Below are 13,050 nucleotides of genomic sequence, written 5' to 3' on the forward strand. Positions count from 1 at the left end.
CGATGTGCCGGTGGTTGAGGCTGAACCCGTAGATGCCCCATGCCTGCCCGCGCGCCCAGCAGGAGTGGTCGGCGTGGCCCTGTTCGGTTTCGCCGCGCAGCGGCGCGCCGCTGGCCGGGTCCCAGTAGAAGGTGTGGAAGGTAGTGCCGTCCGGACGCAGGATGTGCTGGCGCAGCTGAGCGGTGTGCCGGCGGGCCGCTGCGGCGTAGCGGTCGTCGCCGGTGGTCCGGCTGGCCCAGAAGAGCAGCGGCGTGTTCATGAGGCTGTCGATGATCGTGCGCCCGCGTTGGCGGGGGTCGTTCAGGTCACCCCAGGCCTGGATGATTCCGGCGGGTTCGAGGACGCGCGTCATCAGGTGGTCGGCGGCGGCGAGGGCCGCGTCTCGGGCCTGCGGGTCACCAGTACGGCGGGCCGGGGTGACGCAGGCGAGGGTGTAGAGGAACCCGAGGTCGTGGGTGTCCAGGTCGATGCTGTGGGTCATCCGGGCCGCGAAGCTGTCCACGTGGGAGAGCGCTGCGCGCAGGTGGCGCTCGTCGCCGGTCAGATCATGTGCCAGCCAGAGCATGCCGGGCCAGAAGCTGGTGGTCCAGCCGACGTTGGCGCCCTCGGGCTGGCCTCCGCTCGGTGGCCGGAGCGGGTAGCGGTTGGCGTCGGTGGTGTCCGCGGGATACCGGTCGCCGAAGGTCGCGATGTTCGCATCGACGGTCAGTATCGCGGCTGTCACCGCGGCCGCCGTGGATTCTGCGTCGGAGTGGGGACGGACGTCGGTCGCCGTCATGGATGCTGTTCTCCCTCGTGGGTCCGGTCCGGTGCAGGGCAGGTGTGTCGTCGGGGTCCCGGCTCGGTGGCCGGAACCGGGTGTTCAGGTGCTCTGGGGTGCGGTGGTCAGTGGGTCGAGGACGGCGCGCACGGTGAAGCGGCTGTTGGCCCAGACGACGTACAGCAGTGGCGCCGCGGCGAGGCCGAGCGCGATCGCGGGGCGGGCCGTCAGGATCTGGGCGAGCAGCATGAGGACGAGCAGAGACACGGCGGTGAGGTACCACCGGCGCACCGCCAGGTACACGCAGGCGCGGGCCACCTCACGCAACCGCGCGGTGGGTCGCTCGGAGAGGGTCACCAAGCCGAGCAGAGTTGTCGCGACGGTGAGGACGATCAGGGTCGCCAGCACCGGCAGGGCGAGTGCCCCGACCCGGTGGCCCCACGCGGCGCGGGCGTCGACGGCGAGCACCACCAGGGCAGCCATGGCTGCCGCCGTCCAGAGCATCGCGGGCCGGGCGGTGGTTCGCCAGGCGCGGTAGTAGGTGCGCAGCACGCCGCCGGTGTCGCCAGCCGAGTAGGCGGACATGACCGCAAAGACCGCACAGAGCCCCGGCGCGCAGAGCGGGGTGGTCAGCGCGTAGAGCGGCCAGGAGCGCTCGGCCTCGGTGGTGAACGCGAGCGTCACCAGTGGCAGGCACCCGAGCACCAGCAGCAGGTTGGTGACGAGCGCGACGTAGAAGCCGTCGAAGACGGCAATGATGGTGTTGTGGCGCGAACGCATGGACCTCAACCCTTCAGTCCGGTCGAGGCGATGCCCTCGATGAAGTAGCGCTGGCCGAGCAGGAAGATGGCAGCGACGGGCAGCACGGACAGCACCGAGCCCGTCATGATCAGCGCGTACTCGGCGTTGTACTGGGAAACGAAGGTGTTCAGCCCCAACTGGATGGTGCGCAGCTCCGGGCTGCGCAGGTAGACAAGCGGGCCGAGGTAGTCGTTCCAGGTGGTCACGAACGTCAGCAGGGCCAGGCTGGCCAGCGCCGGCCGGGACAACGGCAGCATGATCCGTCGGTAGATGCCGAACTCGCTGAGCCCGTCAACCCGAGCTGCTTCGCTGAGCTCCTCGGGAATCGTCTCGTAGAACTGCTTCATCAGGAACACGCCGAACGCGCCGAACGCCTGCAGCGCGACGATCGACCACAGGGTGTTCGACAGCTGCAGCTTCGACATGAGGATGAACTGCGGAATCATGTACGACTGCCAGGGCACCGCGATCGTCCCGACGTACGCCAGGAAGAGCGCGTTGCGGCCGGGAAAGCGGACCCGGGCGAACCCGTAGGCGGCGAAGCTGCCGGTCACCACCTGTAGGAGGCTGACAACCACCGACAGCAGCAGCGTGTTCCCCAACCACGTCGTCATGTCCGAGCGCTGCCAGATGTCGAGGTAGTTTCGCCACACCACGGGATCGGGGAGCCAGGTGATCGGGATGGTGAAGACGTCACTGTTGGTCTTCAACGACGCCACCACCATCCAGTAGAAGGGCAGCAGCAGCCCGGCCGCCGCGAGCACGAGGGCGGCGTAGCCGACGAGTCGCCAGCCCCGGGACCGCGAGGGATGCCCCTTGTGTCACCGCAGAAAGTGCAAGATCGCGGGCGCGGGGCGCGGGGCGGGGCGGGTTAGGGGGTTGCTCTGATGGTTTCGTCGCCGGCCAGGCGGCCCGTTTCGCGGTCGCGGCTCAGGGCGCCGGCGTCGAGCAGGGTGGTGAGGGCGCGGTTGGCGTCGGCGGCACGGTAGACGGTCGCGGCGAGGGTGTGCCGGCGCAGCTCGGTGACCAGCCGTGGCCCGCCCGCCCGCAGCTCGGCCAGCAACTCGTGGGCCAGCGGTTCGAGGTCGGGCTCGCCAACCACGTCGACAGTCGTGCCGGTCGGGTCGAGTGGGTCGCGGAAGCGTACGTCGAACTGCGCGCCGACCGCCCAGAGCGCGTCGCGCACCGCCTCCAGACTCCGGTCGGAGCGGCTGCCGAACGTGACAACACCGGCAGCCTCCCCGTCGGGCAGCACCGGCGCCACCTCGGCGACCAGGGGAAAGCCGGCGGAGGCGAGCACGTCCCGGGCGCTGTCGCCGGTGTGCAGCAGCAGCTCACCGGTCCGGCCGTTGGCTGCGGCGGTGAGCACCTTCGGCGTCACCGCGCCAGGCAGGTCCACGAAGGAGAACAGCGGCGCGCCGGCCGCCCCGGCGGCCTTCACCGCGACCGGCAGCCGGTAGGCGTCGCCGGGGAGCAGGTGCACGGTGACCTCGGCGGGCAGCTCCGCCTCGATCGGGCCGAGCCGGGTCGGCAGCTCCGGCGCGCCGTCGGCCAGCACCAGCACCGTCACCTGCCGGCCGCGCACCTGGTCGCCGTGTCCGCCGACCAACCGGAGCGCGGCCTCGGCGGCTGCCGCGTCGACCCCGGCGAGCGCGACGGTGGCCCGCCGGGAGCGGTGCAGGGCCGCGGGCAGCCAGGTCGTCAACTGGCGGACCAGCAGCTCGCGGAGGAAATCAGTGGTCCGGTCGGTCGGCATCGGTCCGTTCTACCCTACGAGCGGTCAGACCGGGACGGAGATCCCCACCCCGCCCCGGGTCTGCCCGCCGTAACGCTGCCGCTCGGCGTTCAGGTCGAGCCGACCGATCTGCTTGCGGGCGGCCAGAGCGGTGTCGTCGAGCAGATCGGCCGGGATCAGCCAGACCACCTCGAACTCCAGGCCGTCCGGGTCCTTGCCGTAGAGGCTCTTCGTCGTGCCGTGGTCGGAGGTGCCGGCCAGTGCGCCGGCCGCGGCGAGCCGCTCGGCGGTGGCGGCCAGCTCGTCGAGCGTGTCCACCTCCCAGGCGAGGTGGTAGAGGCCGACGGTGGACCGGCCGGCGGTCGACCGACCGGCGCCGGCGCCGATCTCGAAGAGCCCGAGGTCGTGGTCGTTGGTGGAGTCGGGGGCCTGGAGGAAGGTGGCGCCCCGGAAGCCGTCCGGGGTCATCGCCACCGGGCGGAAGCCCAGCACGTCGCTGTAGAACGCGACACTGCGGGCGAGGTCACTGACGTAGAGGACCGCGTGGTTGAGCCGGTGGATACCCATGACCCGAGAGTAGCGCGGATTAGTTGAGCATTCAACTATCGGGGGTATGATGGCGGTCATGACCCGCTGGTTGGACCCCGACGAGCAGCGCACCTGGCGCGCGTACCTCACCGCCTCCAGGGTGCTGATGGACACCCTCGACCGTGAGCTGCAACGCGACGCGGGCATGCCGCACGCGTACTACGAGATCCTGGTCCAGCTCTCCGAGGCCCCCGGTCGTCAACTGCGCATGAGCCAGTTGGCGCAGGCCGCGGGGTCATCCCGCAGTCGGCTCTCGCACGCCGTGGCGCGGCTGGAGGCCGCCGGCTGGGTGCGCCGCGAGGACTGCCCCACCGACCGGCGCGGGCAGATCGCGCTGCTCACCGACGAGGGTTTCGCCACCCTCGCGGCCGCCGCACCCGGCCATGTCGAGGGGGTACGCCGACACCTGTTCGACGCGTTGAGCCCCGCCCAGGTCGATCAGCTACGCCGGATCAGCGAGACCCTGGCCGAGCATATGACCGGATCCTGACCAATCGACACCGGCGCGGGTCTTGTACTTACCGTCGTCGAATGAGCACGATGGGGCGTGTCTTCCGGCTTCGGTGAACTGACTGATCAGGCGCACCACCTCGTGTCCTCCGGCGATCTTGCCGGCGCACAGCAACTGCTGTCCGACGCGCTCACCGACGCCGACCCCCGCCCGGCCAACGCCACGCCCGAGCTGGCCGAGGCGGCCAGCCTTCAGGCGCGGGTGCTGATCGCCCTCGGCGAGCCGCACTCGGCCCGGGGGTGGGCCGCCTTCGCGTACGCGGCCACCACCCGCCTGCACGGCCGCGCCGACCCGCGCACGGTGGCCGCGGCGGCGACTCTGGCCGCTGTGCTGCACCGGGTCGGCAGCCACTCCCGGGCGGCGCGGCTCTACCAGGAAGTCATCATCGAGCTGACCGCACAGGACGGCCCGGAGTCACTGCGGGTGCTCGCCGCGCACGCCGACCTCGCCACCGTCGAATACGCGCGGGGCCAGTGCACTGTGGCCCGCGACCGCCTCCAGGACGCCTGGGAGCTGCACCGCGAGGTGTACGGCGACGGCCACCCCAGCGGCATCAAGATGCTGGCGCGGCTCGGGGCCATGCAGCGCGACTGCGGGCAGTTCGCCGAGGCACACGACAACCTGGCGCTCGCCCGCGAGCTGTGCCGGCAGCACCTGCCCGCCGACGACCCACTGGCCACCCAGGTGGCGGCCCTGGCCCGGGCGGCGGCCAATCCCGACCATGCCTGCGCCGACAACCCGCCCACAGCTCGGGACACTCCGATCGTGCCGGCCGCCCGCGTCCCACCGCATGACGACGGGCCAGCCGAATCCGGCTACCACCCGCAGGCAGCCGCGGCCCACCACGGCGGGGCGGTGCCGAACCCCCGGCTGCCCTCCGACGAGGCGGTCGGATCGATGGGCAGCAGGTGGTCGTCCGACCCGGCGGACGACCTCTCGCCCCACCCCACCGACCCTCCGGTGCCCCCGTCGGTGGTCGGGTTGGCCGGCGGCACCGAGGAGCAGCCCGGGGTGTACCGGCTGCACCGCACCGCCGACCCGTACGGGTCGCACGCCCTGAACCCGCCGTCCGACCAGAACCCGCCGTCCGACCCGTACGCCCGGCCCGACCCGTACGCGCAGGTCGAGCCGTACACGCCGTCGCGGCTGTTGCCGGTGCCCGTGCACCGCGCGCCGCCGGAGCAGCGCAACCGGCTGGTACCGGTGCTGGTGGCGGGTGTGGTCGTGGTGCTCCTCGGCGCGGCAGCGGTGATCGCCGGGGTGGCCCGGGTCGACGGCGACGACGAACCGACCCCGCCGCCGGCCAGCGCCTCCCCCACGGCCAGCGCCTCCCCCACGGCCAGCGCCCCGGCCAGCACCGCGCCCGCCCCGGGCGGCACGGCACCCACGTCGGCTGCCGCCGCGGCCCCGCCCGGCACTCCACCCAGCGCGGTGACCCTGCGCGACACCCGGGACAGCATCGCGCTGAACTGGACCTACCCGGCTGGCGGCGAGGGTCCGGTGGTCATCGCGGGCGGTCGCACCGGCCAGGCCCACAACATCTTCGCGACGCTGCCCGCCGGCACCACCAGCTTCGTCATCTACGCGCTCAACCGCACGAACGACTTCTGCTTCACCGTCGCGGTCGCCTGGTCCACCGACACCGTGGCCCGTTCCAAGCAGGTCTGCACCCGCCGCCGCTGACCCGCCAGCCTCTGCCCCGCCCGCCACGCCCCGCCCGCCACGCCCCGCCCGCCACTGCCCCGCCCTGCCCGCCACTGCCCGCCGGCTACGCCCCGCAGACCTCACTCAGCGTGGGCTACCCGTTGGCGAACCCGCCGTGACACGCCGTCACACCCGACGCCCCGCCCACAACTCCGGCCCAGGCTTTGCTCTGCTTACCTATACGCACCACTTCGGATGAGCAGCTGAAACGTCGCGACTGCCGCTACAGCACGCGTCGGCGATGATCACTTTGCGTAGCTGTCGCATCCGCGGGTGCAGAGCAAAGGGGCATCGGTGGGCGGTTTGGGGGGAGGACGCCGTCACGGACCGTCTACCTTTGGCCGTCCTCGGCCGGCAACGCTGGCAGCAGCAGGCACACCCGCAGGCCTCGCTGCTCCGGCGCGTCGGTCAGGGTGATGCTGCCGCCCGCGCGTCGGACCAACTCCCGGACGATGGCCAGCCCCAGGCCAGCGCCCCCGTCGTCGCGGGCCCGTCCGTCATCCAGCCGGGTGAACCGGTCGAAGACCCGCTCCCGGTCCGCCACCGCGATCCCCGGGCCGTCGTCGGTCACCGTCACCAGGTGGTACGCCCCAACGCCGGGCCCGAGCCCCGCCCCGGCCGTCGACATCGCGCCGGCCGTCGACACCGCCTCGCCCAGCGACGTCGCCTCGGCCGCGAGCACGACGCTGCCGTGCGCGTGCCGTACCGCGTTGTCGACCAGGTTGGCCAGCACGCGACGCAACTCCTCGACGGTGCCGATCGTCCAGAGCGGGCCCGTCGGCGGCGTCACCCGCACCGGCGGCGACGGGTAGCGGGCGGCAACCTCGGTCAGCAACGTGCCCAGCTCCACCGGGCCGGTCCCCCGGGTCGGCGGAGTCTCGTCCAGGCGGGCCAGCAACAGGAGATCGTCGACCAGGCGGCTCAACCGCTCGGTGTCGGCGAGCAGGTTGGCCGTCACCGCCGTCCAGTCCGTCCGGTCGGCGAGGTGCTGGGCCACCTCCAGCTCCGTCCGGATGTTGGTCAACGGGCTGCGCAGCTCGTGCGCGGCGTCGGAGACGAAGGCCCGCTGCCGGACGCGGGCGGACTCCAGCCGGCCCAGCATGCCGTTGAGGGTGACCGCCAGACGGTGGATCTCGTCGGCCGACGCCGGCACCGGCAGCCGGCCGGCGCCGGCCCTCCCGGTGATCTCCTCGGCACCTCGACGTAACGCCTCGACCGGCCGCAGGGTCGCCCCCACCACCCGCCACGCCACCCCGGCCAGCACGGCGACCAGCAGCGGGAACGCCACCAGCAGGATGGTCCGGACCACGTGGGTGCTGTGCCGCACGTCGGCCATCGAGCGGGCGACCAGCACGGTGAGCGGGTCGGCCGCGGTGCCGGCGGGTACGGCGACCACCCGGACCGGGCCGACGAGCCCGACCCGCTCGGCCGGCACCTCAAGCCGCTGCCGACCGTCGCGGTTCAGCCGCTCCGGGCGGACCATCGGCACCAGACGGTCCGCGTCGATCGAGGCCGCCCGGATCCGTCCCTGCCCGTCAACGACCTGAACGCGGACCTGCCCGCCGGCCACCGGCAGCGGGTCGGGCAGCGCGTCCTCGGCGGCGAGCAGGGCGACCGCGTCGGCGGTGCGGAACGCCTCGGTGTCGACAGTGCGCTGGAGTACGAAGCCGAGCGCGCCGAGCAACACCACCCCGCCCACGGCCAGCCCGATGGTGAGACCGACCACACCGATCGCCATGAGTCGCCCGCGCAACCCGAGGACCGGCATCCAACCGGGCCTGGCCCGACGGGTGGTGGCCGGGCCGTCGGCGGTCACGTCGCCAGCCGGTAGCCGGCACCCCGGACCGTCTCCAGCCGGTCCCGGCCGAGCTTGCGGCGCAGGTAGCCGACGTACACCTCGACGGCGTTCGGCGCGGTCTCCAGGCTGGCGTCCCACACGTGGTCCAACAACTCGACCTTGGAGACGACCTGGCCCGGCCGGCGCATCAGGTAGTCCAGCAACGCGAACTCCCGCGCGGTCAGCGCCACCTCGGTGTCCGCCCGGGTCACCCGTCGACGGGCCGGATCCAACCGCAGGTCACCGACGGCGAGGACGGTCGGGCGCTCCGGCGCGCCCCGACGCAGCAGGGCCCGGAGCCGGGCCAGCAGCACCACGTACGAGAAGGGTTTGGTCAGGTAGTCGTCGGCGCCGCAGTCGAGGCCGTCGGCCTGGTCGTACTCGCCGTCCTTGGCGGAGAGCATCAGCACCGGCAGCCAGTGCTGTTCCGCGCGCAGCCGCCGGACCAGCTCGTACCCGGAGAGGCCGGGCAGCATCACGTCGAGGATCATGGCGTCGTACCCGCCGTGCCGGGCCGCGTCCAGGCCCGCCGGGCCGGTCGTCGCCACGTCCACCGCGAACCCCTCCGCCTGGAGACCCCGTTGCAGGGCAGCCGCCAACCGGGCCTCGTCCTCCACCACCAGCACCCGCACAGGCTCAAGGGTGCCACCCGGGTCAATCGGCGCGGTTCGGTGTCCTCAGCGCGTTCACAGCACGGACGAGGCAAGATGGCCGCAGGAGGTGCCACCATGTCCGTCCTGAGAAGCCGTCCCGTCCTTCGCTGGCTGGTTCCGGCCACCGCGGCCGTCGCCGTCATCGGCGGTGGCGCGGCGATCGGCACGTTCGCCGCCGAGGCCGAGCCGAGCCTGCCGCCCCGAACCGCCGCTCAGCTCCTGGTCGACCTGCAGACATCCCGGCTGGAGGGGTTGTCCGGGACCGTCGTGCAACGCGCCGACCTGGGCCTGCCGTCCCTCGTCGGGCTGGTTCCCGGCAACGAGCTGACCACCCTGCTGACCGGCACCCACACCCTGCGCGTCTGGTATTCCGGGCCGGACAAGCAGCGGGTCGCGCTGATGGACACGCTGGGCGAGCAGGACATCATCCGCAACGGCCAGGACCTGTGGACGTGGCAGAGCCGCAGCAACACCGCCACCCACCGCGCGCTGGGCGGCGACGCCGGAGCCTGGAAGCCCGCACCGGAACCGGCAGCGAGCCTGCCGTCCACCCCGCAGCAGGCCGCCGACCTGGCGTTGAACGCGATCGACCCGAGCACCGAGGTCAGCGTGGGCCGGTCGGCGACCGTCGCCGGACAGGACGCGTACGAGTTGGTGCTCCAGCCGCGCGACCAGGCCTCCCTGGTGCACCAGCTGCGGATCGCCATCGACGCCAAGCAGCACGTGCCGCTGCGCTTCGAGGTGCTCGCGAAGGGCAGCGACCGGCCGACGTTCGAGGTGGCCTTCACCCAGGTCGACTACCGCCGCCCGGACGCCGACCAGTTCCGCTTCAACCCGCCGCCCGGCGTGACTGTCGACGAGGAGAAGGCCGCGCGCCCGACGGGCAAGCCCGGTCACGTCGAGCCGGCGGGTGACCCGCAGGTCCGTACTGTGGGCGACGGCTGGACGACAGTGCTGGTCGGCCGCCTCGACGGGGCCGATGCCGACCGGAAGCCCGCCCCGAAGCAGGCGACTCCCCCGGCCGGAGCCGGGCCGGACCTGGACATGTCGAAGCTGCTCGGCGGGTTGCCGACGGTCAGTGGTGACTGGGGCAGCGGTCGGCTCCTCACCAGCAAGCTGTTCAGCGTGCTGCTCACCGACGACGGCCGGGTGCTCGCCGGAGCGGTGACTCCGGAGCGGCTCTACGAGGCCGCGCGCGGCTGATCTCCGCGGTGTTCGCGCCGGGTCGACCTCACGGTCGGCCCGGCGCTCCGCTGTGGGTCAGCCCGGGTCAGGCGACGCCGAGGGCGCTGAGATACGCGTCGGCGAGGACCGCGTGGCCGGGCAGGTACGGGTGGACCCGGTCGTCGGCCCAACGCGTCGCCGGACTCACCGCCAGCACCCGGTCGAACGCCGCCTGGTTGGGCACGTGCACCGCGTCGAACTCGGCCGCCAGCCCCGCCATGACCGCCGCGTACCGGTCGGTGTCGGCGCGCTGCGGGACGCTCCGGTCGGGCTCGATGAAGAACGGGTCACCGAGGATCAGTCGGCAGCCGGTGGCGTCGACCGCCCGACGCAGCAGGTCGCGCAGCGTGCGCTCGTACTCCTCGATGCCGACGGCCTCATCCGGCCGGTCACCGTAGTGCCGCCAGATGTCGTTGATGCCGATCAGCACCGCGAGCCAGTCGGGGCGCTCGGCGATGGCGTCGTCGTCCCAGCGGGCGGCCAGGTCCCGCACCGTCGCCGCCCACACCCCGGTTGACCCATTCCAGCTCCAACTCCGGGTGCCGCGCGTCGACCAGGGCCCGCACGAGACTCACATATCCGCTGCCGTAGGGCGCGGCGACGTCACGTCGACCACAATCGGTGATGCTGTCCCCGATGAAGACCACCCGTTGGCCGGTCCGCAGGATCATCTGTCGTCACCTCGCGATCACCGGCGCGCCGGACCGCCCGGCTTGGTGAGAACCGGCGGAACGCGCTATCTTCAACAGTTCGAAGGCACAAAAAAGAACGGCTAAAAGCCGTTCCTGCAAAGGATTCTAATCTTTAGGGAGACGGCTTGTCAAGGCACTCCGGCGGTTCCGGCGAATTGCCGCTCGACGACGAGATCGGTCGCGAGCAGGAGTACGTCTCGATGCTCTACAACCGGCTGGACCAACTGCGTCAGCAGGCCGCCCACCGGCTCACCGCCGAGCTGCACAACACCGGCGGCACCCTCCAGGACCGCTCGCAGCGCGACAGCTCGGTAGCGATGTACGCCGATCAGGTCGAGCAGTTCTCCGCCGTGGAGAACGGGCTCTGCTTCGGCCGTCTCGACGGCGACGACGACTCCCGCCGCTACATCGGCCGGATCGGCATCTTCGACACCAGTGGTGACTACGATCCGCTGCTGATGGACTGGCGGGCACCCGCCGCCCGGCCGTTCTACCTCGCCACCGCCGCGAACCCGCAGGGCGTACGCCGTCGCCGGCACCTGCGTACCCGGCAGCGCAAGGTGACCGGGCTCAACGACGAGGTGCTCGACATCGACACCGCCTCCCCCGGCGCCCACGAGGAGCTGACCGGTGAGGCGTCGCTGCTCGCCGCGCTCAACGCGGGCCGTACCGGCCGGATGCGCGACATCGTCGAGACCATCCAGGCCGAGCAGGACGAGGTCATCCGCGCGGAACTTCCGGGCGTGATGGTGGTCCAGGGCGGCCCCGGCACCGGCAAGACCGCTGTCGCGCTGCACCGGGCGGCGTACCTGCTCTACACGCACCGGCGGGAACTCTCCAGCCGTGGCGTGCTGCTGGTCGGCCCGAACGCGACCTTCCTGCGCTACATCTCCCAGGTGCTGCCGACGCTGGCCGAGACCGGCGTGCTGCTGCGTACCCAGGGTGATCTCTTTCCCGGGGTGAGCGCCCAACGGACCGAGCTGGCCGAGACCGCGGCGCTCAAGGGCCGGGCGGTGCTGGCCGAGGTGTTGGCGCTGGCCGTACGGGATCGGCAGTGGGTACCGGACGAGCCGTTGGAGATCGAGGTCGAGCGGGAGACGCTGACCCTCGACCCGGAGATCGTGCGCGCGGCCCGGGATCGGGTCCGCCGGGCCGACCGACCGCACAACCTGGCCCGCGCGCTGTTCGACGTGGAGATCGTGCACGCGCTCGCCGATGAGGTGGCCGAGCGGATCGGCGCCGACCCGCTCGGCGGGGACAACCTCCTCGACGAGGCGGACCGCGCCGAGATCCGTCGCGAGCTGCGCGAGGAGACGGAGATCCAGGCCGCCCTGGACCGGCTGTGGCCGGTGCTCACCCCGCAGCAGCTGCTCGCCGACCTGTACGCCGACCCGGACCGGATCGCCGCCGCCGCGCCGATGCTCAGCGAGGACGAGCGAGCGCTGCTGCGCCGCGAGCGCGGTGGCTGGACGCCGGCCGACGTCCCGCTGCTGGACGAGGCCGCCGAACTGCTCGGCGAGGACGAACGCGCCGCCGCCGCCCGGCGGGACCGCATCCGGATGATGGAACGGGAGTACGCCGAGGGCGTGCTCGAAATCGCCAAGGGATCCCGATCGATCGACGTCGAGGACGAGGCCGAGGGCGGTGAGATCCTCGGCGTGACCGACCTGATCGACGCGGACCGACTGTTGGAGCGGCAGGAGGAGGCCGACCGGCTGACCACCGCGCAGCGGGCCGCCGCCGACCGCACCTGGGCGTTCGGCCACGTGATCGTGGACGAGGCGCAGGAGCTCTCGCCGATGGCCTGGCGGCTGCTGATGCGCCGCTGCCCGAGCCGGTCGATGACGATCGTCGGCGATGTGGCACAGACCGGCGCGCTGAGCGGCACGCCGTCGTGGGCGGATGCCCTCGCCCCGTACGTCGAGCAGCGGTGGCGGCTCACCGAGCTGACGGTCAGCTACCGCACTCCCGCCGAGATCATGGCGGTCGCCGCCGACGTACTGGCCGAGATCGACCCGGCACTGCGGCCGCCGCGCTCGGTGCGGGAGAGCGGCGTACCGCCGTGGGACCGGGCGGTCCCCGACGGTCGGTTGGCGACGGAGCTGGTCGCCGAGGCCACCCGGGAGGCGGCCGGGCTGAGCGAGGGGCGGCTCGGGGTGCTCGTGCCGGCCGGCCTGGTGGGTGAGTTGGGTGCGGCGGTGACCGCCGCCCTGCCGGAGGCTGCCGTCGGCGAGCATCCGGAGCTGGAGAGCCGGGTGGTGGTGTTGACAGTCGCCCAGGCCAAGGGGTTGGAGTTCGACTCGGTGCTGGTGGTCGACCCGGACCGGATGGTGGCCGAGTCCCCCCGCGGACGCAGCGACCTCTACGTGGCCCTGACCCGCGCCACCCAACGCCTAGGCGTCCTCCGCCCAACCCCCACCCGCTGAGTCGATCATGAGGTTGACGTGGACTGTGATCTTCCAGAGCCACGTCAACCTCATGCCGCGATCCGCGATCCGCGATCCGCGATCCGCGATCCGCGATCCGCGATCCGCGATCCGCGATC

Annotated in this window: 12 protein-coding genes; 4 read left to right on the forward strand and 8 right to left on the reverse strand. The window is 72.4% G+C overall.

The window, feature by feature from the left end; all coding sequences use genetic code 11:
* From ABZ749_RS16125 to ABZ749_RS16145, 5 genes are all read right to left on the reverse strand, one after another.
* Window positions 1–778 (reverse strand): glycoside hydrolase family 88 protein (locus ABZ749_RS16125; protein ID WP_357228299.1); only part of this gene is annotated, 778 nt, incomplete at its 3' end.
* 84 nt (window positions 779–862) lie between these two features.
* Entirely contained in the window at window positions 863–1,540 is a 678-nt protein-coding gene (locus ABZ749_RS16130; RefSeq protein WP_357228302.1) for a hypothetical protein, read from the reverse strand.
* A gap of 5 nt (window positions 1,541–1,545) precedes the next feature.
* On the reverse strand, window positions 1,546–2,325 hold the full coding sequence (locus ABZ749_RS16135) for a carbohydrate ABC transporter permease (protein ID WP_357228304.1): 780 nt from the start codon (window positions 2,323–2,325) through the stop codon (window positions 1,546–1,548).
* Window positions 2,326–2,432: 107 nt separating this feature from the next.
* On the reverse strand, window positions 2,433–3,317 hold the full coding sequence (locus tag ABZ749_RS16140) for a hypothetical protein (RefSeq protein ID WP_357228307.1): 885 nt from the start codon (window positions 3,315–3,317) through the stop codon (window positions 2,433–2,435).
* Window positions 3,318–3,341: 24 nt separating this feature from the next.
* Window positions 3,342–3,863, reverse strand: a complete 522-nt coding sequence (locus ABZ749_RS16145; RefSeq protein WP_357201482.1) for a VOC family protein — start codon at window positions 3,861–3,863, stop codon at window positions 3,342–3,344.
* 49 nt (window positions 3,864–3,912) lie between these two features.
* On the opposite strand from ABZ749_RS16145, the gene ABZ749_RS16150 reads away from it, so the two are divergent.
* Both ABZ749_RS16150 and ABZ749_RS16155 read left to right on the forward strand, forming a co-directional pair.
* Window positions 3,913–4,374 carry a MarR family transcriptional regulator gene (locus tag ABZ749_RS16150; RefSeq protein WP_357201485.1) on the forward strand — a complete coding sequence of 154 codons (462 nt, stop codon included), beginning with the start codon at window positions 3,913–3,915 and terminating at the stop codon, window positions 4,372–4,374.
* A gap of 57 nt (window positions 4,375–4,431) precedes the next feature.
* Window positions 4,432–6,078, forward strand: a complete 1,647-nt coding sequence (locus ABZ749_RS16155) for a tetratricopeptide repeat protein (protein ID WP_357228310.1) — start codon at window positions 4,432–4,434, stop codon at window positions 6,076–6,078.
* 352 nt (window positions 6,079–6,430) lie between these two features.
* Here ABZ749_RS16155 and ABZ749_RS16160 read toward each other — a convergent pair whose 3' ends face one another.
* Both ABZ749_RS16160 and ABZ749_RS16165 read right to left on the reverse strand, forming a co-directional pair.
* The gene (locus ABZ749_RS16160) at window positions 6,431–7,837 is read right to left on the reverse strand and encodes an ATP-binding protein (protein WP_357228322.1); all 1,407 of its coding nucleotides are present in this window, start codon (window positions 7,835–7,837) and stop codon (window positions 6,431–6,433) included.
* 74 nt (window positions 7,838–7,911) lie between these two features.
* Entirely contained in the window at window positions 7,912–8,568 is a 657-nt protein-coding gene (locus ABZ749_RS16165; RefSeq protein WP_355007020.1) for a response regulator transcription factor, read from the reverse strand.
* Between the two features lie 96 nt (window positions 8,569–8,664).
* Between ABZ749_RS16165 and ABZ749_RS16170 the strand changes: the two genes are divergently transcribed.
* Window positions 8,665–9,792: a hypothetical protein gene (locus tag ABZ749_RS16170; RefSeq protein ID WP_357228313.1), complete on the forward strand. Its 1,128-nt coding sequence runs from the start codon at window positions 8,665–8,667 to the stop codon at window positions 9,790–9,792.
* Between the two features lie 67 nt (window positions 9,793–9,859).
* Here ABZ749_RS16170 and ABZ749_RS16175 read toward each other — a convergent pair whose 3' ends face one another.
* A complete protein-coding gene (locus ABZ749_RS16175) occupies window positions 9,860–10,306 on the reverse strand; it encodes a GDSL-type esterase/lipase family protein (RefSeq protein ID WP_357228316.1) in 447 nt (148 codons plus the stop codon).
* 324 nt (window positions 10,307–10,630) lie between these two features.
* Here ABZ749_RS16175 and ABZ749_RS16180 point away from each other — a divergent pair, with 324 nt between their 5' ends.
* Complete coding sequence (locus ABZ749_RS16180) at window positions 10,631–12,931, forward strand: ATP-binding domain-containing protein (RefSeq protein WP_357228319.1); 2,301 nt, start codon at window positions 10,631–10,633, stop codon at window positions 12,929–12,931.
* The last annotated feature ends 119 nt before the right edge of the window (window positions 12,932–13,050 follow it).

This window comes from Micromonospora sp. NPDC047753 (assembly GCF_040642735.1).
Lineage (GTDB): Bacteria > Actinomycetota > Actinomycetes > Mycobacteriales > Micromonosporaceae > Micromonospora.